Source organism: Vibrio sp. V15_P4S5T153, assembly GCF_963874485.1.
In the GTDB taxonomy this organism is placed as follows: Bacteria; Pseudomonadota; Gammaproteobacteria; order Enterobacterales; family Vibrionaceae; genus Vibrio; species Vibrio anguillarum.
Genome location: NZ_CAWNHR010000020.1, coordinates 181,005 through 202,981, shown reverse-complemented (window position 1 = coordinate 202,981; position 21,977 = coordinate 181,005). Strand labels below are relative to the sequence as shown.

Below are 21,977 nucleotides of genomic sequence, written 5' to 3'. Positions count from 1 at the left end.
TTAGCAAACTGCATCCCTTGTCATTAATGGCTTACTCCAAACGCTCACAAAACTAATTCCCTCCCCCTAAAAGGGGGAGGAACTATTAAGTCCTTAACCCAATACCACGTGAAACCAGATAATGCGCAACGCCATACAGGGCCACTACAAAAATACCAAGCACACTGAACGAGGTAACAATTCCCACATCTGACACGCCAAGAAAACCGTAACGGAAGGCATTAACCATGTAGACGATTGGGTTGATTTTCGATACCGCTTGCCAAAAATCAGGCAATAGGCTGATCGAATAAAACACCCCACCCAAGTAGGTTAATGGCGTCAATACAAAGGTAGGAATAATCGAAATGTCATCAAAGGTTTTAGCAAAAATGGCGTTAATCATGCCGCCTAAAGCGAACACAACAGAGGTGAGAAAAACCGTCGCCGCAATGATTCCCCAATGATCGACCTTGAGATCAACAAAGAACAGCGACACAAGGGTTACTATCGTGCCCACCAGCAAGCCACGCACTACCCCGCCCATCACAAATCCGGCGATAATGACGTAGTTAGGGACAGGCGCAACTAACAACTCTTCGATGTTTTTCTGAAACTTCGCACTAAAGAAAGAAGAGGCGACGTTCGAGTATGAGTTAGTGATCACCGACATCATGATTAAGCCCGGGACAATATATTCCATATAGCTAAAGCCGTTCATCTGGCCAATACGCGAACCAATTAGGTTGCCAAAAATAATGAAATAGAGCGTCATGGTGATGGCTGGCGGTACTAAGGTTTGCACCCAAATACGCGTAAAACGGTTGATTTCTTTAGTCAGTAAACTGCAAAAAGCCGTCCAATATAAACGATACATCATTATTATCCTCGGCTTTGCTGTTGAACAATGCTGACAAACAGCTCTTCAAGGCGGTTCGCTTTGTTGCGCATAGAAAGCACCGTAATTCCCTGTTCTGTTAACTGTGAAAAGACTGAATTTAGCCCTTTCGTTTTCTCCAACTCAATTTGTAACGAACCGTTGAGCATGGTTTGCGAGATCACACCACTGAGTTGTGGCGCTGGCGGAGAATTCTCTGCGATATCTAGAATAAAGGTTTCGAGCTGTAATTTGGCCAGCAAATCCTTCATCGAGGTATTTTCAATAAGCTCACCTCGGTTAATAATGCCGATATTGCGGCACAGCATCTCCGCTTCTTCTAAATAGTGCGTGGTTAAGATAATGGTGATCCCTTGCGCGTTAATTTCGGTTAAGAACTCCCACATCGAACGGCGCAGTTCAATATCCACACCGGCGGTGGGTTCATCTAAAATCAGTAACTTAGGCTCATGCATTAAGGCTCGAGCAATCATCAAACGGCGTTTCATACCACCAGAAAGATTACGCGCACGCTCTTTACGTTTTTCCCACAAATCGAGTTTTGAGAGGTACTTCTCTGCCCTCTCTTTCGCTAACGCTTTCGTCACGCCGTAATACCCAGCTTGCTGCAACACAATTTGCTCAACCGTTTCAAACTGGTTGAAGTTAAACTCCTGCGGCACTAAACCAATGTGTTGTTTGGCAAGCTCAAGATCTTTATCAATATCAAAACCAAACACTTTAACGGTGCCAGAGGTTTTATTGACCAGCGAAGAGATAATGCCAATGGTGGTTGATTTCCCAGCCCCATTGGGCCCAAGCAGTGCGTAAAAATCGCCTTTTTCAACCTGTAAACTCACCCCTTTTAGGGCCTCAAACCCACCAGCGTAAGTTTTTCGTAATTGTTCTATTTCTAATGCGTACATTCGACGGATCACTCTTTGTGATATTAACCTATCCAATGTGCTGCTAAGGCTCGCGTTTTTCAACCCAATATTAGAAATTGATAAAATAAAAAACGCAGATCCAGCGATCTGCGTTTTTTATTCTTGCACAACCTTAACGCTTAACGATTTTGGGCTACCTGCTTAACCGCAGCATTGAGCGCTTCATAACGAAACGAAAAAGTCTGCTCGGTTGGCACCAGATCCAAAATATGAAACTTTTCCAGTTGCTGTTTGGTGTGCACATTTGGGCAAAGTAAGTAGACCGCGCAGTGGGCATCTAAGGCATCATTAATCGCGTTTTCTAAAGCAAGCCCAACCGTCACATCAATCATAGGTACATCAGTAAGATCTAAAATCATCGCTTCATAGTCACTGATGTGATTGTGCTGGCGAGCGATCGCTTTAGATACACTAAAAATCATCGGCCCTGAGAGATAAAAAAACAGCACCTTACCATTGGTTTGATCCAATAAAGCTCGTTCGCTATCAGTCAATGGCACATCGTTTTCATCAGCATCACTAATGGCTTTCACTTGGCGAGCTTGCTCGCGGCTCAAGCGTTCTATGATCAAAATATTTGAGATAAAAACGCCCAAGCCAACCGCAACAATCAAATCGACAAAGACAGTTAACAGCATCACGCCATACATGATGGCCATCCCCTGCACACTCACTTTATGCGCGCGTTGGATAAAGCTCCAATCAAGAATATTAAAACCAACATACACTGCAATCCCTGCCAATACCGCCATTGGGATCGGTTCGGTTAAGCCTCCCGCAACCAACACCACTAAGGCTAATACTAAGGCACGAACTACACCAGACAGAGGAGAACGCGCGCCGACCTGAATATTGGTCACCGTACCCATGGTTGCACCGGCACCCGGCAACGCACCCAATAAACCCGCGATCATATTAGCCAGCCCTTGCCCTCGCAGTTCTTTATCGGAATCATGCTCTTTACGCGTTAGAGAATCGCCAATTACCGCGGTGAGCAACGTATCAATGCAGCCGAGCGTACCGAGTACTAAAGCGTCAATCACCATGGTGGTGAACATCTCGGCATTGAAGGTTGGAATAACAAAAGAGGGTAAGCCAGCAGGGATCACACCAATACGGCGGATCTCTTCGCTATCAAATAACAGTACCGAAACAAGCGTCACGCCGACTAAAGCGACCAATTGAACGGGCACTTGTTTGCGATATTGAGCCGGGAGAAAAAATAAAATGCCTAAGGTTAACAAACCAAGAAAGAGCTCACTGAACTTCATCTGACTAATGATCTCGGGCAACGCGGTTAACGTTCCCATCACTCCCCCAGCGGGGGCCGCCTGACCAAGCAGCGGTGACAACTGCAGGATAATCAAAATCACCCCAATTCCTGACATAAAGCCGGAGATCACGCTATAAGGCATTAAGGTGATGTATTTCCCGAGTTTTAAAGTGCCAAGTACAATCTGAAAAGCACCTGCCATCATGACAACCGTGAAGCTAACTGCAAGCCCCGTTTCAGGGTAACGCGCCACCATGCTGGTTAAAATGGCCGTCATAATGACCGTCATTGGCCCTGTGGGTTCAGAAATTAATGTAGATGAACCACCAAACAAGGCAGCAAACAGCCCCACCAATATTGCTCCCCAAAGCCCTGCTTCTGCACCCGCACCAGACGCCACACCAAAAGCCAAGGCAAGTGGCAGTGAAATAATCGCGGTCGTGACGCCACCAAAGACGTCTCCTTTTAGGTCGATATCGGCAAAACGGCCTCTAAACACAATGCTTTTCCTCATACTCAAAATAGGTTGTCTCACTCTAACAAATCATCATTCTAATCATTAACCATTATTTTACATGTGATTGATTCTCTGTTGACCATCCAAATAGCGATGGAAGCAGTTTAATTTTTTTACTAGGAAAACTCGTCAGATGAGTGAGTGTTTTGTCATTTTATAAGAGAACAGAATTGTAACATTGTGTATAGTCAGGCCTATTCTTGCGCATTACCATTGATGCGATTGAACTATTTTTAAGGGAAGTGAGATGCCAGAACTGAAACAGCTTTTTGAAAATAACTCACGTTGGTCTGAATCGATTAAGGCTGAACGTCCTGAGTACTTTGCAAAACTCGCTCGCGGGCAAGACCCAGATTTTCTATGGATTGGTTGTTCTGATAGCCGAGTTCCGGCCGAGCGTTTGACTGGGCTTTATTCTGGTGAGCTGTTTGTACACCGCAACGTTGCAAACCAAGTGATTCACACCGACCTTAACTGCCTTTCTGTAGTGCAGTACGCGGTTGACGTACTGAAGGTCAAGCACATCATCATCTGTGGGCACTATGACTGCGGTGGCGTCAACGCAGCGATTGATAACCCACCGCTGGGCTTGATCAACAACTGGTTACTGCACGTGCGTGACTTATACCTTAAGCACCGTACCTACTTAGATGCAATGCCAGAACAAGATAAAGCCGACAAATTGTGCGAAATCAACGTTGCCGAGCAAGTGTATAATTTAGGTAACTCAACCGTACTGCAAAACGCATGGGAGCGCGGCCAAGATGTCGAGCTGCATGGCGTGGTCTACGGTATTGAAGACGGACGTTTGGAATACTTAGGCGTTCGCTGCGATTCACGTGAGCGAGTCAACGACACCTATCAAAAAGCGATGGAAAAAATTCTTAATGCGCAACATAACTTGCTGTGTCGATAACAGCGTGTTAATTGCCGTTAAAACTGATAGTTAAAAATACAGAATGCCCACTATTTAGTGGGCATTCTATTATCGCTGGCAAAATTACGCTTGCGGCACAACTTTACCAATGTAAGGTAGGTGACGATATTTTTGCGCGTAGTCGATACCTACGCCCACGACAAATTCATCTGGGATTTCAAAACCGATCCACTTGACCTCTACAGGTACTTCACGGCGTGAAGGCTTATCCAGTAAAGTACAAATGTGAATGGATTTAGGTTCACGTAAAGACAAAATTTCTTTTACTTTATTTAGTGTATTACCCGTATCAATAATGTCTTCTACCAGCAACACATCTTTACCTTTAATGTCATCATCCAGATCTTTCAGAATGCGCACATCACGTGAGCTTTGCATCGTGTTGCCATAGCTTGACGCGGTCATAAAATCGACTTGATGAACTAAGTCGATCGCGCGAGCTAAGTCTGCCATGAAGACAAATGAGCCGCGCAACAAGCCCACCAGCACCAGATCTTCACTACCTTGGTAATGCTCTGTGATTTGTTTGCCTAATTCACGAATTCGTTCCTGAACCACTTGCTCAGAAATCATCACTTCAACTGTATGTTTCATACTGTTCTCTTTTCGGGTGATGCGACACGCTACGATCATCGCAGTTTAATGATGGCGTCGCGTAACTAGCTTGGCGCGTATAGTACCACTGCCACACAGGATAGTTAAATAATTAGCAAAACTCTGGATATGATGAAATAAAGCTCCTACGATGCCGCAGATACGCTCACCACAAATACGCCACATCAATAAAAGCTACAATAAAACACGTTGAATCTGATGGGATTTAACACGATCGCACAAAAAACAAACTCGAAACGTTGACCTCAACCATATGCAGCAGTACACTCATAAAGCTTTAAAGCAACTAACAAAATAATCATTAGAGCGAAAAGCTCAATTCAACAGTCATTGGCAAGGATTAACAACTCATGGAAACATCGATAGAAAAACGCCCCAGAACTCGCTTATCACCACAAAAACGCAAACTTCAACTGATGGAAATCGCCCTTGAAGTGTTTGCAACACGGGGAATAGGCCGAGGTGGCCACGCAGATATTGCTGAAATCGCCCAAGTTTCAGTCGCTACTGTCTTTAACTACTTTCCAACCCGAGAAGATTTAGTCGACGACGTACTCACTCATGTTGTACGTCAGTTTTCAAACTTCCTCGCAGATAATATTGATCTTGATTTGCATGCGAAAGATAACTTAACCAACATCACCACTAAGATGATTTCTCTTGTGATTGAAGATTGTCACTGGTTAAAAGTATGGTTTGAATGGAGCGCTTCAACGCGCGAAGAAGTGTGGCCACTTTTTGTCTCCACCAACCGTACTAATCAACTTTTGGTACAAAATATGTTTATCAAAGCCATTGAACGTGGCGAAGTGTGCGATCAACATGAGCCAGAACATCTTGCTACGCTCTTTCTTGGTATCTTCTACTCACTATTTGTACAAGCAAATCGCATACAAGACGAAGCCAGCATGGGTGTACTCGTGAAAAGCTACCTCAGCATGCTCTGCATCTATAAAAAAGATCACTAGGCTTAACTTCCTAGTCTCTGAATTATGAGCATAAAAAAACCGCTGAATTCAGCGGTTTTTACTATTTAACTAACCAGCAATTTAACGAACCGGCAATTTAACGCATCAGCGTTGAAGTTACTTTTTCTTCTTCGCTTTTGCGTTTGGCAGATCAGTAATCGTGCCTTCAAATACTTCTGCAGCAAGGCCTACCGATTCATGTAACGTTGGGTGAGCATGAATCGTCAAAGCGATATCTTCTGCATCACAGCCCATCTCGATAGCCAAACCGATTTCACCAAGCAGTTCGCCGCCGTTAGTACCAACAATAGCGCCACCAATCACGCGGTGAGTCTCTTTATCAAAGATAAGCTTAGTCATACCGTCAGCACAATCAGAAGCGATAGCACGGCCAGAAGCTGCCCATGGGAATGTCGCGACTTCGTAGTTAATGCCTTCTGCTTTGGCTTCTTTTTCAGTTTTACCAACCCAAGCCACTTCTGGCTCAGTGTATGCAATTGAAGGGATAACTTTAGGATCGAAGTAGTGCTTCTTACCAGATATTACTTCTGCCGCTACGTGGCCTTCATGCACACCTTTGTGCGCCAACATTGGTTGACCAACGATATCACCGATCGCGAAGATATGAGGAACGTTAGTACGCATTTGCTTATCAACATTGATAAAGCCGCGCTCATCCACTTCAATACCTGCTTTTTCAGCATCCATCAGCTTACCGTTTGGTACGCGGCCGATAGCAACAAGAACGGCATCATAACGCTCAGCTTGCGCTGGTGCTTTTTTGCCTTCCATTGAAACGTAGATACCATCTTCTTTTGCTTCAACAGCGGTTACTTTGGTTTCAAGCATCAGGTTAAATTTGTCTTTGATACGTTTGGTGTAGACTTTAACCATGTCTTTATCCGCCGCTGGGATAAGTTGGTCAAACATCTCAACCACATCAATCTTAGAACCTAGCGAGTGGTAAACCGTCGCCATTTCTAGACCGATGATACCACCACCCATGATCAACAGTTTTCCAGGAACTTCTTTCAGTTCAAGTGCATCCGTTGAATCCCAAATGCGTGGGTCTTCATGAGGAATGAATGGCAGTTTAATTGGACGAGAGCCAGCTGCAACGATGGCGTTATCAAAGTTAACCACGGTTTTGCCGTCTTCACCTTCAACTTCAATGGCGTTAGGGCCAGTAAATTTGCCGAAACCGTTCACAACAGTCACTTTGCGCATCTTCGCCATGCCGCCAAGACCGCCCGTTAACTGGTTGATAACTTTTTCTTTCCAAAGGCGGATTTTATCGATGTCCGTTTGTGGTTCACCAAACACAATACCGTGCTGGGCCAATGCTTTCGCTTCTTCGATAACTTTTGCAACGTGCAGCAACGCTTTTGATGGGATACAACCCACGTTCAAACACACACCGCCAAGGGTGCTGTAGCGTTCAACAAGTACTGTTTCAAGACCTAAGTCTGCACAGCGGAATGCAGCGGAGTAACCAGCAGGACCGGCACCAAGTACGACGACTTGGGCTTTGATTTCTTTGCTCATTTTGACCTCTTGTAGTCATTATCCCTAACAGGCTGAGTGGATGTTCTCGTTGTTTTTAGTGTTTAATCCAATGAATTAAACCCATGACTGAGCCAATTACTTAAAACAAATGAATTAAAACAAATTATTTTCAGACCGCAACAGTTTACAGAGATGTTAATGGTGTGAAAAGTAAATCCATTTAGCCTGTGAGCTAGACGACAATTCGATTAAGAAAAAACCCTTCATAATCCAATTGTTCAATTATTCGTGTTAACAAGGGCGGCTTTAACGGCCGCCCTCTCTTTCACTAAACTTGGCTTACAGAACCAGACGACGAATGTCTGATAGCGCGCCATTTAGGAATGTGATGAAACGCGCACCTTCCGCACCATCAATCACACGGTGGTCGTATGACAGTGATAGTGGCAGTTGTAGGCGTGGTTCGAACTCTTTACCGTTCCACACTGGCTTAAACTCAGACTTAGATACCCCAAGGATACCGACTTCTGGCGCGTTAACGATAGGCGTAAACGCTGTACCGCCGATGCCACCTAAGCTAGAGATAGTGAAACAGCCACCTTGCATGTCTGCAGCGGTCAGTTTACCTGCACGGGCTTTCTTCGATACTTCAGCCAGCTCTCTTGATAGCTCATAAATGCCTTTTTTGTTCACATCTTTGAAGACAGGAACAACAAGACCATTTGGCGTATCAACAGCAATGCCCACGTTCACGTACTTCTTCAGAATCAAGCTTTCGCCATCTTCAGAAAGTGAAGAGTTAAACGATGGGAATGCTTCTAGTGCTTTCGCTACCGCTTTCATAATGAACACCAGTGGGGTGATCTTCATGCCAGTGTCGTTCTTCGCTTCAATCGCATTTTGCTCTTTACGGAAGTTCTCAAGCTCGGTGATATCCGCATTATCCCATTGGGTAACGTGTGGGATCATCACCCAGTTACGATGCAAGTTAGCACCAGAGATCTTCTTAATACGTGAAAGCGGTTTTACTTCTGTGTCACCAAACTTGCTGAAGTCCACTTTTGGCCAAGGTAGCAAGCCAAGCGCGGCGCCATCACCTTTACCAGAAGCCACTGCGGCAGAACCCGATTCAAGACGCTTAAGCGCTTCTTTCACGTAGTTTTGCACGTCTTCTTTTAGGATGCGGCTCTTACGGCCAGAACCTTTGACTTTCGCTAGGTTAACACCAAATTCACGCGCAATACGGCGCACAACTGGTGATGCGTGAGAGTACTCATTGTTCTCTTCAAACTCGGCAGGTGCTGCCACAGCTGATTTTACCGCTTCCGCTTTTGGCGCTGATGCGGCTGGAGCCGCTGCTTGCGCAGGGGCCGCTACGGCAACGGGCGCTGCACCGGCAACTTCAAACACCATGATAAGAGAGCCTGTTGACACTTTATCGCCAGCTGCAACTTTGATCTCTTTCACAACACCAGCAAACGGCGCAGGAACTTCCATTGATGCTTTATCGCCTTCAACGGTGATAAGAGACTGCTCTTCACTCACGGTATCGCCAACCGCCACCATGATTTCCGTCACTTCGACTTCATCACCACCGATATCCGGTACGTGGATCTCTTTTGCTGCCGAAGCGGCTGGTGCTGCGGCTACAGGTGCTGCCACTTGAGCAGAGGCTGCCGCCGGAGCGGAACCCGCCACTTCAAAGATCATCACCAGTGAGCCTGTCGATACTTTATCGCCCGCGGCCACTTTGATCTCTTTCAGTACACCAGCAAATGGAGCAGGTACTTCCATTGAGGCTTTGTCACCTTCAACCGTCAGTAGAGATTGCTCTTCTGCGATTGAATCGCCGACTGCGACCATGATTTCAGTGACTTCCACTTCATCACCGCCGATATCTGGCACGTGAACTTCTTTAAGCTCAGCGACAGCCGCGGCAGCAGGAGCCGCAACCGGTGCAGCTTCCACTGCTGGCGCTGCGACCGCTGCGCCTTCTGCTTCAAAAATCATGATAAGTGAACCGGTCGATACTTTATCGCCAGCGACTACTTTGATTTCTTTTACAATACCCGCTTGAGAAGCAGGTACTTCCATAGAAGCCTTATCACCTTCTACAGTAATAAGAGATTGCTCTTCTTCAACCTTGTCGCCAACGCTGACAAGAATCTCAGTAACTTCAACCTCATCCGCACCAATATCCGGTACATTAATTTCGATTGCCATTATTCTTTCCTACCTTAATTAAGCGTATAGCGGGTTTGTTTTTTCAGTATCGATGTTGAATTTCTTAATCGCTTCAACCACAACTGATTTCTCAACATCACCACGTTTCGCTAGTTCGCTTAGCGCGGCAACCACCACGTAACCTGCGTTCACTTCGAAGTGACGACGTAGGTTTTCACGGCTATCAGAACGACCAAAACCATCAGTACCTAGTACTTTGTATGATTCAGCCGGGATAAACGCACGCGCTTGCTCAGCGTAGTTTTTCATGTAGTCAGTTGCTGCGATGGCAGGCTCGCTACCCATTACCGTTTGAATATAAGGTACTTGCGGCTGCGCTTCAGGGTGAAGCATGTTGTAACGCTCACATGCTTGGCCATCACGAGTCACTTCATTGAATGATGTTACTGAGTAAACATCTGAAGCCACACCGTACTCATCACTTAAGATTTGAGCCGCTTTGCGCACTTCGTTCATGATCGTACCTGAGCTCATTAACTGAACTTTACCTTTAGAGCCAGTCGTTCCTTGTGGAGCGTAGCTTTCTAATTTGTAGATACCTTTACGAATACCTTCTTCAGCGCCTTGTGGCATTTCAGGCATTGCGTAGTTCTCGTTCATCAGCGTTAGGTAGTAGAACACGTTCTCTTGATCGCCATACATGCGGCGAATACCGTCTTGCATGATGACTGCAACTTCGTAAGCAAATGTTGGATCGTAAGAAAGACAGTTAGGAACCGTTGCCGCCAATATGTGCGAGTGACCATCTTCGTGCTGTAGACCTTCACCGTTCAGCGTCGTACGGCCAGCGGTAGCGCCCAATAGGAAACCACGTGCTTGTTGGTCACCTGCCATCCATGCCATGTCGCCAACGCGTTGGAAACCAAACATAGAGTAGTAGATGTAGAACGGAATCATTGGCAGATCGTTTGTCGAGTATGAAGTTGCAGCAGCAACCCATGAAGACATAGCACCCAGCTCGTTGATCCCTTCTTGCAGTACCTGACCTGAAGTCGCTTCTTTATAGTAAGAAACGATGTCGCGGTCTTGAGGAGTGTAGTTCTGACCGTGTGGGTTATAGATACCGATTTGACGGAACAGACCTTCCATACCGAAAGTACGTGCTTCATCTGCAATGATTGGCACAATATTTTTACCAATGCTCTTATCTTTGAGCAAAATGTTCAACGCACGGACAAACGCCATTGTGGTTGAGATTTCACGTTTTTGCTCTTCAAGCAGAGGCTTGAACTCTTCAACCGCTGGAATCACAAGTTCTTGAGTGAACTTAGGCAAGCGTTGAGGTGTGTAACCTTTTAGCGCTTTACGGCGAGCGTGTAAGTATTCGTGCTCTTTCGAGCCTTCTGCCAATGTTAGGTATGGCAACTCTTTCACAGCTTCATCTGTTAGAAGATCTTGTAGACCAAGACGATCACGCAATTGCAGCACGTGAGTCATGTCCATTTTCTTCACTTGGTGAGCGATGTTCTTACCTTCTGCCGCTTCACCCATGCCGTAACCTTTAACGGTCTTCGCCAGAATCACGGTTGGCTTGCCTTTCGTGTCTTGAGCATTAGTAAAGGCTGCGTACAGTTTAGAAGACTCGTGACCACCACGCTTGAGCGCGAAAATTTGATCGTCAGTCATATCAGCAACAAGCGCCGCTGTTTCTGGGTATTTACCAAAGAAGTGTTTACGCACGTAAGCACCATCTTTCGCTTTAAATGTTTGGTAGTCACCATCGATGGTTTCGTTCATCAACTGAAGCAGCTTACCTGTGGTGTCTTTCGCCAGTAGAGAATCCCAGTTGTTACCCCAAATCACTTTAACAACGTTCCAACCTGCACCTTTAAATAGGCCTTCAAGTTCTTGGATGATCTTACCGTTACCCATGACAGGGCCGTCTAGACGTTGCAAGTTACAGTTGATAAGGAAACATAGGTTATCAAGCTTCTCACGAGCGGCGAATGAAATCGCACCGCGTGATTCTGGCTCATCCATCTCGCCATCACCTAGGAACGCGTATACACGCTGTTCAGAAGTGTCTTTCATACCACGGCCATCAAGATATTTGAGGAAACGCGCTTGATAGATTGCAGAAATTGGACCCAGACCCATAGATACGGTCGGGAATTGCCAGAATTCAGGCATCAATTTCGGGTGTGGGTAGGAAGGAATACCTTTGCCATCCACTTCTTGGCGGAAGTTGTCAAGTTGCTCAGCCGTTAGGCGGCCTTCAACGAACGCACGTGCGTAGATCCCTGGAGAGATGTGACCTTGATAATAAACCAAGTCACCGCCATCTTTTTCATTAGGCGCACGGAAGAAGTGGTTAAAACATGTTTCGTAGAACGAAGCAGAAGACTGGAATGACGCCATGTGGCCGCCAAGATCGAGGTCTTTTTTCGATGCACGTAGAACGATCATAATCGCGTTCCAACGGATGATTGAGCGAATGCGACGCTCAAGCGTTGTGTCACCTGGGTATGCTGGTTCTTGCGCAGCTGGAATGGTGTTGATGTAGTTCGTGGTAATACCGGTTGGCATATCAACACCGTCTAGACGTGCTTTATCTAGAATTTGCTCAAGTAAGAACTGAGCGCGTTCTACACCTTCTTCACGTACAACTGACTCAAGGGCGGCTAGCCATTCCTGAGTTTCCAGTGCATCTACGTCATGCTTCATGTCAGACATGGCGATCTATCCTTCTATTGGTTGGATCTATAAAACAAGCAATTCGCCGTAGGTTACGACTCATTACCCTGCTGAATTCGGCGCAACGAACGCTCACGACGAGACTCTTCTTTGGTCAAATCCAGCAATGTTTCTTCGATATAAGCTAAGTGAGAATGGGACATTTCGCGCGCCTTTTCCGGCTGACCAGAAACGATCGCATCCACGATATTAGCTCGGTGTCTACTTACTTTCTCCACCACTTCATGGCGGCGGTGTAATAGTTTTAAATTCTGTAGAACATTTTGCTCAAGCAAAGGAGCGAGGCTGCGAACAATATGCAAAAGCACCACGTTGTGGGCCGCTTCAGTAAGAGCGACTAAAAACGCGACCACCGCAGACGCTTCTGCTTCGACCTCTTTTTTCGCTTGTTGTTCACCAATTCTCGCCAAACAGGCTTGAATGCGAGCAAAATCTTCCTCAGTACCACGCAATGCTGCGAAATAAGCTGAAATACCTTCCATCGCGTGGCGCGATTCCAATAGATCGAGCTGGGTTTCAGAGTGGCTAGACAATAAATTTAGCAGAGGATCAGAAAAACTCTGCCAAATGTTCTCACTGACAAACGTACCTCCACCTTGACGGCGGGTTAATAAACGCTTGGCTTCGAGGCGTTGAATGGCTTCACGAATGGATGGACGAGACACCTCGAACTGTTTTGCCAGTTCTCGTTCTGGAGGCAATTGTTGCCCCGGAGAGAGTGTTCCTTCCACTATCAGCCTTTCTAACTCCTGTTCAATTACATCAGAGAGTTTTGGCTGACGAATCCTTTGATAAGCCATAATTTATTATTCTTCTACTCTTTGCAGTCAATTGGTAATACCAATTTCAAGTTGGTGCAGAAATTAACATAATTAAAACGTAGCTGTCCAGCCAAAAGTTGACCTAAATCATAGAACAGCCCACGCCTAAACACTTTGATAACAATAGTCGATTAAAACAGCAATATAATTGGTCAGACCAATTACAAAATGAATACAGATGGGGAAATGATGGGCTAGAAATGGGGAAACATTCGTTGTCATCTACCCTTTCTAGAGGAAACATTCTTTGGCTCCTCCCCCTTCTAGGGGGAGGCTGGGAGGAGGTGTAATTCGAAAAACACAATATCAATCAAAAGATATACCCCACCCTAGCCCTCCCCTTGAAGGGGAGGGAATGTAAGAGCAAACATTCGTTGAGATCTCCCCTTTCTAAGGGAGGGAAGGTTATGTCACGCATCGAAAGAAGAGAAATATCAAGCCGTTACTTCGCTTCGAGGTGATCAATCATCAATTGCAATGACTGATTGCCGCGAAACTCATTAATATCAAGCTTATACGCAAGACGCACCGTTTTCACCGACGCATCTGGCCAGCGTCTTAAATCGATATTAAAAGCAATGCCATCGATCATAATGTTGGTTGGGTGGCCTTTGAATAACGGCTCAAGCATCAGTTTCAAATGCTTTTCTCCCACCAGCTTTTGGTGCAATAGTTTGAACTCACCGTCAAAGAGAGGTTCAGGAAACGCCTGCCCCCATGGGCCGCCGGAACGCAAGGTTTCAGCGGTGTGCATCGAGAACTCTTCAGGTGTTAACTCCCCGTCGGATAAAATCACGCCCTTGAGCGCGCTTTCATCTAACTCGCGACGTACGGCTTGATCAAACAGCTCAGCAAAACGCTCAAACGCTTTTTCGGCAATAGTTAAACCTGCCGCCATCGCGTGACCGCCAAATTTGGCGATTAAACCGGGGTTTTGTGTATCAATGCGATCCAGCACATCGCGCATGTGTAACCCAGCAACAGAGCGGCATGACCCTTTAATACTGCCATCGCCACCATCGGCAAACGCAATCACAGGGCGATGATATTTATCTTTAATACGTGAGGCTAAAATACCAATCACACCTTGGTGCCAATCGCGTTGAAACAGCACTAAACCGTGCGGCAATTCGCTATTTTCACTCAGTTGTAAGCGCTCACAAAAAGCCAGCGCCTCTTGCTTCATCCCCTCTTCAATCTCTTTACGAGTTTGGTTAAGGCCATCCAGCTCACTGGCCATTCTACGCGCAGCGTGAATGTCATTGCACATTAACAGCTCAACGCCAAATGACATATCATCCAAGCGCCCTGCCGCATTGATGCGTGGCCCTAACGCAAAGCCAAAATCCGAGGCAACTAAACGCCTCGCGTCACGTTTAGCAACCTCAATCAAAGCTTGAATACCCGGCCTTGCATGCCCGGCGCGAATACGTTGCAAACCTTGATACACTAAAATGCGGTTGTTTTCATCGAGCGGCACAACATCAGCGACAGTACCCAGTGCGACTAAGTCAATCAGCTCCATCAACTTGGGTTCACTCATACCTTGTCGAGTAAACCAGCCGTTTTTTCGCATATGCACGCACAGCGCCATCATCAAATAGAAAGCCACCCCTACGCCGGCTAATGCCTTCGAGGGAAACGGGCAGTTAGCCAAATTGGGATTGACCATCGCATCAACCTCTGGCAACTCGTGTCCCGGTAAATGGTGATCAGTTACCAAGACGGTCAGCCCTTGCTGCTTGGCATAACGCACCCCGTCGATAGAGGAGACGCCGTTATCGACCGTCATGATCATCTGCGCGCCAAGCTCAATCGCTTGATCGACCACTTCAGGGCTTAAGCCATAACCATCTTCAAAACGGTTAGGCACGAGATAGTCCACATTGTGCGATCCCAACATTCGCAACGCCAAAACAGATAAGGCGCAACTGGTTGCGCCATCAGCATCAAAATCCCCGACGACTATGATACGCTGCTGATGCTCAATGGCGTGAAAAAGTAGTTGTACCGCTTGCTCTATACCACCTAATTGTTGGTAGGAATGCAGTGCTTTAGCGGCCTTGTCGAGTTGTTCAAGGTTCGTGATACCACGGTTGATATAGATACGTTTAAGCAGTGTAGGAATCGTGTCAGGGAGTTGCGAAAGATCGGGGGCTGGTCTTTGTTTTATTTCAATCATAAATCAGCGGGCTCAAGAACACTCAAGCCCGACTCCTAAAGTTATTGAATCTGCTGAAGGCGTTGCAACAATTGCTCTGGTGGTAAATAACCGCCAACCATTTCGCCATTCGGTAGGAAAATCGCAGGCGTGCCGTTGATGCCTAACTCACGCCCGAGCTGATAGTGCTTGGTAATCAACTGCTTAGCTTGTTGGATGTTCTGCCCTGCTTCTGGCAACTTATGATTGGTTTTTGCCTCATTCATCGCTGCCATTTTATCATCTGCATTCCAGATAGCGGCCATCTGATCAGCTACCTGCCCCGTAACGCCTTGACGTGGGTAAGCCATGTAGCGCACGGTAATCCCTAGGTCGTTATACCCTTTCATTTGACTATGCAATCGAGTGCAATATCCACAGGTAATATCAGTAAAAACAGTCACCACGTATTTTTCATTGGCGGCTTTGTATTCGATCATACTCGATTCAAACTGCGCGATCTTCGCCGCATTAACGGGCGCTTGGCGTTTGGCTAACACATCGACATAACCACCATTTTTGTCTAATTCATACAAGGTTCCAGCGATAAAATGGCTCGCGTCAGGGGCAGAAAACAGCACGCCACCGGAAGTTTGCACTTCAATCACTCCAGGAATATCAGAGGCTTGAACACTCAGTACTTCCAATCCGAGTTTAGAAAAACGTTGTTCAAAAACCGTTTTATCAAGCGCAGCCGCTTGCACAGCCGTTGACGTCACTTGCTCTGTGGTTTCGGCGTTACACGCCACAGCAAAAAGTGGCAATGTAAGAAGAGTCAGTTGGCGTAATACGCTCATTAAATTCACCTTTTCAAGCCCTTGGATGGTGCTCGCTATGTAATTGTTTAAGTCGCTCAGTCGCAACATGAGTATAAATTTGCGTGGTCGATAAGTCACTATGACCGAGCAGCATTTGCACTACACGCAAATCGGCACCGTAATTGAGTAGATGCGTGGCAAAAGCATGCCTTAATACGTGTGGAGAGAGTTTTTCCACATCGATTTGTGCGATCACTGCGTAGTGTTTAATTCGGTGCCAAAAGGTTTGACGAGTCATCTGCCTTGCTCGTCGGCTAGGGAAAACCACATCCGACGTTTGTTCGCCCAGCAGAGTAGACCGCCCTTGTTCAAGAAAAGTTTCAATCCAATCAACGGCATTTTCGCCCATCGGTACAAGACGCTCTTTGCCACCTTTACCAATCACTCTTACTACGCCTTGACGTAAACTGATATTTTCCATGGTCAGTGAAACCAATTCGGTCACCCGTAGCCCTGTTGCATACAAGAGTTCCAACATCGCTCTGTCACGTAATTCTAGAGGATTATTAGTATCGGGAGCATTCAATAGATCTTCCACTTGCTGCTCAGATAAATCTTTAGGCAGACGCTGTGGCAATTTAGGGCTAATTAAGAGCGCGCTCGGATCATCGCCGCGGAGTTTCTCACGGTGCAGATATTGAAATAAACGACGAATCGCCGACAACATGCGCGCCCGCGAGGTTTGCTTATAGTCTTGATCAGCGAGCCACGTTTGGTACTGCTGCAAACCAGTGACACTAATAAAATCGAGGCGATAATTATTGTGCTGCATCCATTGCAACAATTTCGTCAGATCATTGCGATACGATGAGAGCGTGTTTTCAGCTAAACCACGCTCCATCCACATCGCATCTAAAAACTGTTCCACTACCCCTTGATCAGGAGAAATATATTCAGACACATCAAACCTCTGTGGTGAAAATCGAGTTGCTCAGGTTATGTGAGCCACTGGTTTAATACCATAAAAAAACATCATCGGCAGGATAATCGCTGCAAAGCGCGTCATTTTATGGTTAGAATTCACTATTCTTGATTTAAAACGAACACAAAATTATGAAGATCGGTCTTTTTTACGGCTCAACAACTTGTTATACCGAAATGGCAGCAGAGAAGATCCGTGCGCTCATCGGTGAGGATTTGGTGGATATTCACAATGTGAAAGAAACGCCACTCTCTTTGATGAGCAACTATGATCTTTTAATACTGGGCATCTCAACTTGGGACTTTGGCGAAATCCAAGAAGATTGGAGCGCAATATGGGATCAAATCGGTGGCGTGTCGCTAAACGGCAAGTACGTCGCATTATTCGGCTTAGGCGATCAAGAAGGTTATGGCGAATGGTACCTCGATGCTATGGGGATGCTGCATGATGAGCTAAAACAAATTGGCGCTCAATTGATTGGCTACTGGCCCAACCAAGGCTACCATTTTGAAGCGTCAAAAGCCCTAACGAAAGATGGCCGCCACTTTGTTGGTCTCGCACTCGATGAAGATTCGCAATACGAGCAAAGCGACGAACGCATTCAATGCTGGGTTGAGCAAATTTTAGTGGAATATCACGATTCGATTTAATTCGTTGTTCGCTATTTGTTGTTAGTCATTTGCTGCCAACAAGGCTCGATAGCAACGCCAATCGAATACCAAACCGGGGTCAGTTTTGCGTAGTGGTGCAATGTATTGATGCCCGGTAATGCGTTGATTGGTGATGAGCGGATAACGCCGCTGCAATGCACACGTCAAAGTCGCTAAGGCTTGATATTGCGCAGGTGTATAAGCCGTCTCATCGCTCCCTTCCAATTCAATCCCTATCGAATAATCATTGCATTTTGCACGGCCAGCGAAGCTTGACTGGCCCGCATGCCAAGCTCTGGCATTAAATGGCACAAATTGCACTACTTCTCCCTCTCGCCGAATAAGGCAGTGAGCCGAGACGCGCATCTGGTGGATGGTTTGAAAAAAAGGGTGTTGATTTGGGTCAAGCGTGCCAGTGAAAAACTGCTCAATATATGGGCCGCCGAACTGGCCCGGAGGCAAGCTGATATTATGTACCACCAGCAATGAAATATCTTGCGCATCGCTTCGCTGATCATAAAACGGCGATGGCACTCGACGTGCGCTTTGATACCAACCCTTTTTATCGATCATCAGTTGACCCCTTACACTCAAACAAAAATGAACCTTAGCCAGAGGAAATGCGAGATTAGTGGCTGAATTTGAGTAAAACTCAGCGTATCATTCTCACTCTGTTCAACACCATATTAGATTTGCGATGAAAAATACACATAACAGCCAACAACGCCTCGATTATCTGAAACAGCAACTCCCATTGGAAATTACTCGCGCCGTTAGCGATGCACTCAGAGAAGATCTCGGTGGCAGCTTGGATGCAACTGCTGATATCACCGCAAACCTTATTCCAGCGGATGCGCGTAATACCGCGACTCTCATCACCCGTGAACATGGCGTATTTTGTGGCCAAGCATGGGCAGAGGAAGTCTTCAAACAACTTGGTGGTGAAGTGAAAATTGACTGGCATGTCCAAGATGGTGATCAAGTTAAGCCAAACCAAATTTTGTGCACTCTTGAAGGTCCAGCTCGCGCGCTGCTGACTGGTGAACGCAATGCGATGAACTTCATTCAAACCTTGTCAGGTTGCGCCAGCATTACTGCTCAGTATGCCAAACAGCTAGAAGGCACCGAATGCAGACTACTTGATACACGCAAAACTATCCCTGGCCTGCGCAGCGCACTGAAATATGCTGTCGCGTGTGGCGGCGGCTTTAACCATCGTATTGGCGTGTTTGATGCTTATTTAATTAAAGAAAATCATATCATTGCTTGTGGCGGTATTACCCAAGCCATCAGCACCGCTAAACAGCTCAACCCCGGTAAACCTGTCGAAGTCGAAACCGAAAGCCTGCAAGAGTTAGAAGAGGCGATTCAAGCGGGCGCTGACATCATTATGCTGGATAATTTTAGCATTGAGATGATGCGCGAAGCGGTAGCAATTAACGCAGGCCGCGCGGCTTTAGAAAATTCTGGTAACGTCACATTAGAAACCATTGGCGATTACGCGCGAACCGGTGTCGATTACATCTCAGTCGGCGCGCTGACTAAGCACATTAAAGCACTCGATCTCTCAATGCGCTTTCAGTAATTAATTACATCAATTATTGGAATAAAGATCAAAAATTTCAAATAGTTAAGGAAGCCGGACGAGCTTCCTTTTTTTATTGCTTGCGTATCAAAAGCAAGACGGCATTTTTAAGTCAGTCGTATTTCAGTGATTGATATATGCAACTAAACAGGTAAAAAATCCAAATCGCTCGCGCACTGCTCTTTATCTCATTCACACCAACCCACAAGCTTCTTATGCTCTGCCCATCCTTATGCGTTCAAACGGAGCAAATCAAATAATGAACACAAATAAGAAAACGAAACAAAGTGGTTTTACCTTAATTGAATTGATGATTGTTGTAGCAGTAATCGGTGTATTAGCTGCGATTGCAGTGCCTCAATACCAAAATTACGTAAAAAAATCATCTGTAGCGGTCGGTTTGGCAAATATCACGGCATTAAAAACAAATGTTGAAGATTTTATTGCAACTGAAGGCAGCTTCCCTACCACTACTGCTGGGACAGCAACAGGATTTACTAGATTAGGAACCGTTGAAGATATGGGCGATGGGAAAGTATTGGTCACTCCAACGTCTGCTGGCTCATTAACTGGCACAATTAAATATACCTTTGAGGCTGGTGTGGCAAATACTCACAAAGTCAGATTAATTCGAGACGCAAATGGCCTGTGGACATGTGACACGACAGCCCTAAGTGAATTTTCTCCAAAAGGTTGTACCTCAGGTGCGACAATTCCATAAATGCTAACCAACCTACCTGCGATTCTGCGTCAGGCTCAGATATTGAGCCCGACGCAAGAACACGCAGTTATTGAACATATCAAAGCGTCTGGTGCGAGTGTGCCAGAAGCTTTGCTCGCTTTGGATTTTTTCCATCCTCATGATCTGACTGAGCAGTTAAGTACCCTTTTCGGCCTACCGGACACCGACTTAACCCGCTACGACTACCCACAGCTCTGCCAACAGCTTGGTTTGCGTGATCTCATCACCCGTTACCAAGCACTGCCGATTGCCAATAATGGCCAAACCCTGACCATCGCGGTTTCCGACCCGACCCATTTACAAGTGGAAGATGATTTTCGCTTTGCGACAGGCTTACAAGTCGAACTGGTTTTAGCTGACTACAAAGCGCTGCAAGCAGCCATTCGGCGCTTGTATGGCCGAACGATTCAAGGATCCTCTCCTTCAGGGAAAGAGATCAGCCAAGATGAACTGGCGAACTTAGTTAAGCTGTCTGATGATGAGATTCAATCGATTGAAGACCTCAGTCAAGATGACGCCCCAGTCAGCCGTTTTATTAACCAAATTCTGCTTGATGCGGTGCGGAAAGGCGCATCCGATATCCATTTCGAACCGTACGAAGCGCTTTACCGAGTACGATTGCGCTGTGATGGTATTTTGGTGGAAACGCAGCGTCCCTCAAGCAACTTAAGTCGCCGGCTTGCCGCGCGGCTCAAGATTTTATCCAAACTCGATATTGCCGAGCGGCGCTTACCACAAGATGGACGAATTAAACTGCGGTTGAATCAAGACACCGCCATCGATATGCGCGTTTCCAGCCTCCCCACTTTATGGGGCGAAAAAATCGTACTGCGCCTACTTGATAGCAGCGCCGCTAACTTAGATATCGACAAATTGGGTTATAACGACCAGCAAAAACAACTCTACTTAGCTGCGCTGAAAAAACCACAAGGGATGATTTTAATGACGGGCCCGACGGGCAGCGGAAAAACCGTCTCGCTCTATACGGGGCTACGCATTTTAAATACTGCTGAAGTGAACATTTCTACCGCTGAAGATCCGGTTGAAATTAACTTATCCGGTATCAACCAAGTTCAAGTGCAGCCAAAAATTGGCTTTGGCTTTGCGCAAGCATTACGCTCCTTCTTACGGCAAGATCCCGACATTGTGATGGTTGGCGAAATCCGCGATTTAGAAACTGCCGAAATCGCCGTGAAAGCGGCACAAACCGGGCATTTAGTTCTTTCTACCTTGCATACTAACTCCGCCGCCGAAACGGTAATTCGCTTGAGTAATATGGGAATTGAAGCGTTTAACTTAGCCTCTTCACTCAGTTTGATTATTGCCCAGCGTTTGGCTCGTCGCCTTTGTCGGCACTGCAAAATTGCCGTCGAGCCCTCAATACAGTTGCAGCAACATTTTCAACTGCTAGCGACGGAAACCATTTATGAAGCGAACCCGCATGGTTGCAACGAATGCACAGGGGGCTATTCAGGTCGAGTCGGCATTTATGAAGTGATGGCGTTTAACCCACTGCTGGCCGAAGCGATTATGCAAAAAGCAAGCATTCATAAAATAGAGCAGATCGCGAAAGCCAACGGAATGCAGACACTACAAGAATCAGGCATTGAAAAGCTCAAAAACGGCGTAACCAGCTTCAAAGAGCTGCAACGCGTGCTCTATTTCTAACGCTTTGATCCCTC

At 46.2% G+C, this 21,977-nt stretch carries 18 protein-coding genes; 6 read left to right on the top strand and 12 right to left on the bottom strand.

The features are described 5' to 3' along the window. Positions 1-85: 85 nt before the first annotated feature. The 3 genes from AACT42_RS22160 to AACT42_RS22150 all read right to left on the bottom strand — a co-directional run bounded on the left by AACT42_RS22160 (position 86) and on the right by AACT42_RS22150 (position 3,590). Positions 86-856 (bottom strand): ABC transporter permease, encoded by a 771-nt coding sequence (locus AACT42_RS22160; RefSeq protein WP_010319547.1) that lies wholly within the window; start codon positions 854-856, stop codon positions 86-88. Between the two features lie 5 nt (positions 857-861). Beyond that, entirely contained in the window at positions 862-1,782 is a 921-nt protein-coding gene (locus AACT42_RS22155; RefSeq protein WP_026027559.1) for an ABC transporter ATP-binding protein, read from the bottom strand. A gap of 140 nt (positions 1,783-1,922) precedes the next feature. Next, a complete protein-coding gene (locus AACT42_RS22150; protein WP_094133047.1) occupies positions 1,923-3,590 on the bottom strand; it encodes a SulP family inorganic anion transporter in 1,668 nt (555 codons plus the stop codon). Between the two features lie 250 nt (positions 3,591-3,840). Here AACT42_RS22150 and can point away from each other — a divergent pair, with 250 nt between their 5' ends. Beyond that, entirely contained in the window at positions 3,841-4,509 is a 669-nt protein-coding gene (gene can, locus AACT42_RS22145; RefSeq protein ID WP_013857670.1) for a carbonate dehydratase, read from the top strand. Between the two features lie 84 nt (positions 4,510-4,593). On the opposite strand, the gene hpt is transcribed toward can, so the two are convergent. Continuing rightward, positions 4,594-5,124 carry a hypoxanthine phosphoribosyltransferase gene (gene hpt, locus AACT42_RS22140; RefSeq protein ID WP_010319544.1) on the bottom strand — a complete coding sequence of 177 codons (531 nt, stop codon included), beginning with the start codon at positions 5,122-5,124 and terminating at the stop codon, positions 4,594-4,596. A 371-nt stretch (positions 5,125-5,495) separates the two neighbouring features. On the opposite strand from hpt, the gene AACT42_RS22135 reads away from it, so the two are divergent. After that, the gene (locus tag AACT42_RS22135) at positions 5,496-6,113 is read left to right on the top strand and encodes a LuxR/HapR/OpaR family quorum-sensing transcriptional regulator (protein ID WP_017043694.1); all 618 of its coding nucleotides are present in this window, start codon (positions 5,496-5,498) and stop codon (positions 6,111-6,113) included. 117 nt (positions 6,114-6,230) lie between these two features. Here the strand turns inward: AACT42_RS22135 and lpdA are convergent, their stop codons facing one another. From lpdA to xerD, 7 genes are all read right to left on the bottom strand, one after another. Further along, positions 6,231-7,658, bottom strand: a complete 1,428-nt coding sequence (lpdA, locus tag AACT42_RS22130; protein WP_013857673.1) for a dihydrolipoyl dehydrogenase — start codon at positions 7,656-7,658, stop codon at positions 6,231-6,233. A 300-nt stretch (positions 7,659-7,958) separates the two neighbouring features. After that, positions 7,959-9,842, bottom strand: coding sequence for a pyruvate dehydrogenase complex dihydrolipoyllysine-residue acetyltransferase (gene aceF, locus AACT42_RS22125; protein WP_088731724.1), 1,884 nt, complete (start codon positions 9,840-9,842; stop codon positions 7,959-7,961). Between the two features lie 18 nt (positions 9,843-9,860). Continuing rightward, entirely contained in the window at positions 9,861-12,536 is a 2,676-nt protein-coding gene (gene aceE / locus AACT42_RS22120) for a pyruvate dehydrogenase (acetyl-transferring), homodimeric type (RefSeq protein ID WP_013857675.1), read from the bottom strand. Positions 12,537-12,589: 53 nt separating this feature from the next. Further along, positions 12,590-13,357 carry a pyruvate dehydrogenase complex transcriptional repressor PdhR gene (pdhR, locus tag AACT42_RS22115; RefSeq protein WP_013857676.1) on the bottom strand — a complete coding sequence of 256 codons (768 nt, stop codon included), beginning with the start codon at positions 13,355-13,357 and terminating at the stop codon, positions 12,590-12,592. A gap of 463 nt (positions 13,358-13,820) precedes the next feature. Then, positions 13,821-15,560, bottom strand: coding sequence for a single-stranded-DNA-specific exonuclease RecJ (gene recJ, locus AACT42_RS22110; protein ID WP_094133216.1), 1,740 nt, complete (start codon positions 15,558-15,560; stop codon positions 13,821-13,823). A gap of 41 nt (positions 15,561-15,601) precedes the next feature. Next, positions 15,602-16,375 carry a thioredoxin fold domain-containing protein gene (locus AACT42_RS22105; protein ID WP_013857678.1) on the bottom strand — a complete coding sequence of 258 codons (774 nt, stop codon included), beginning with the start codon at positions 16,373-16,375 and terminating at the stop codon, positions 15,602-15,604. A gap of 13 nt (positions 16,376-16,388) precedes the next feature. Then, positions 16,389-17,297 carry a site-specific tyrosine recombinase XerD gene (gene xerD, locus AACT42_RS22100; protein WP_094133217.1) on the bottom strand — a complete coding sequence of 303 codons (909 nt, stop codon included), beginning with the start codon at positions 17,295-17,297 and terminating at the stop codon, positions 16,389-16,391. A gap of 152 nt (positions 17,298-17,449) precedes the next feature. Between xerD and fldB the strand changes: the two genes are divergently transcribed. Next, complete coding sequence (gene fldB / locus AACT42_RS22095; RefSeq protein WP_017043699.1) at positions 17,450-17,968, top strand: flavodoxin FldB; 519 nt, start codon at positions 17,450-17,452, stop codon at positions 17,966-17,968. A gap of 21 nt (positions 17,969-17,989) precedes the next feature. Here the strand turns inward: fldB and ampD are convergent, their stop codons facing one another. After that, positions 17,990-18,541, bottom strand: coding sequence for a 1,6-anhydro-N-acetylmuramyl-L-alanine amidase AmpD (ampD, locus tag AACT42_RS22090; RefSeq protein ID WP_234826552.1), 552 nt, complete (start codon positions 18,539-18,541; stop codon positions 17,990-17,992). A 124-nt stretch (positions 18,542-18,665) separates the two neighbouring features. On the opposite strand from ampD, the gene nadC reads away from it, so the two are divergent. The 3 genes from nadC to pilB all read left to right on the top strand — a co-directional run bounded on the left by nadC (position 18,666) and on the right by pilB (position 21,963). Continuing rightward, positions 18,666-19,553, top strand: coding sequence for a carboxylating nicotinate-nucleotide diphosphorylase (nadC, locus tag AACT42_RS22085; protein WP_017043701.1), 888 nt, complete (start codon positions 18,666-18,668; stop codon positions 19,551-19,553). Positions 19,554-19,812: 259 nt separating this feature from the next. Beyond that, positions 19,813-20,274 (top strand): pilin, encoded by a 462-nt coding sequence (locus AACT42_RS22080; protein WP_088731712.1) that lies wholly within the window; start codon positions 19,813-19,815, stop codon positions 20,272-20,274. Next, entirely contained in the window at positions 20,275-21,963 is a 1,689-nt protein-coding gene (gene pilB / locus AACT42_RS22075) for a type IV-A pilus assembly ATPase PilB (RefSeq protein WP_094133219.1), read from the top strand. It begins immediately after the preceding gene. The last annotated feature ends 14 nt before the right edge of the window (positions 21,964-21,977 follow it).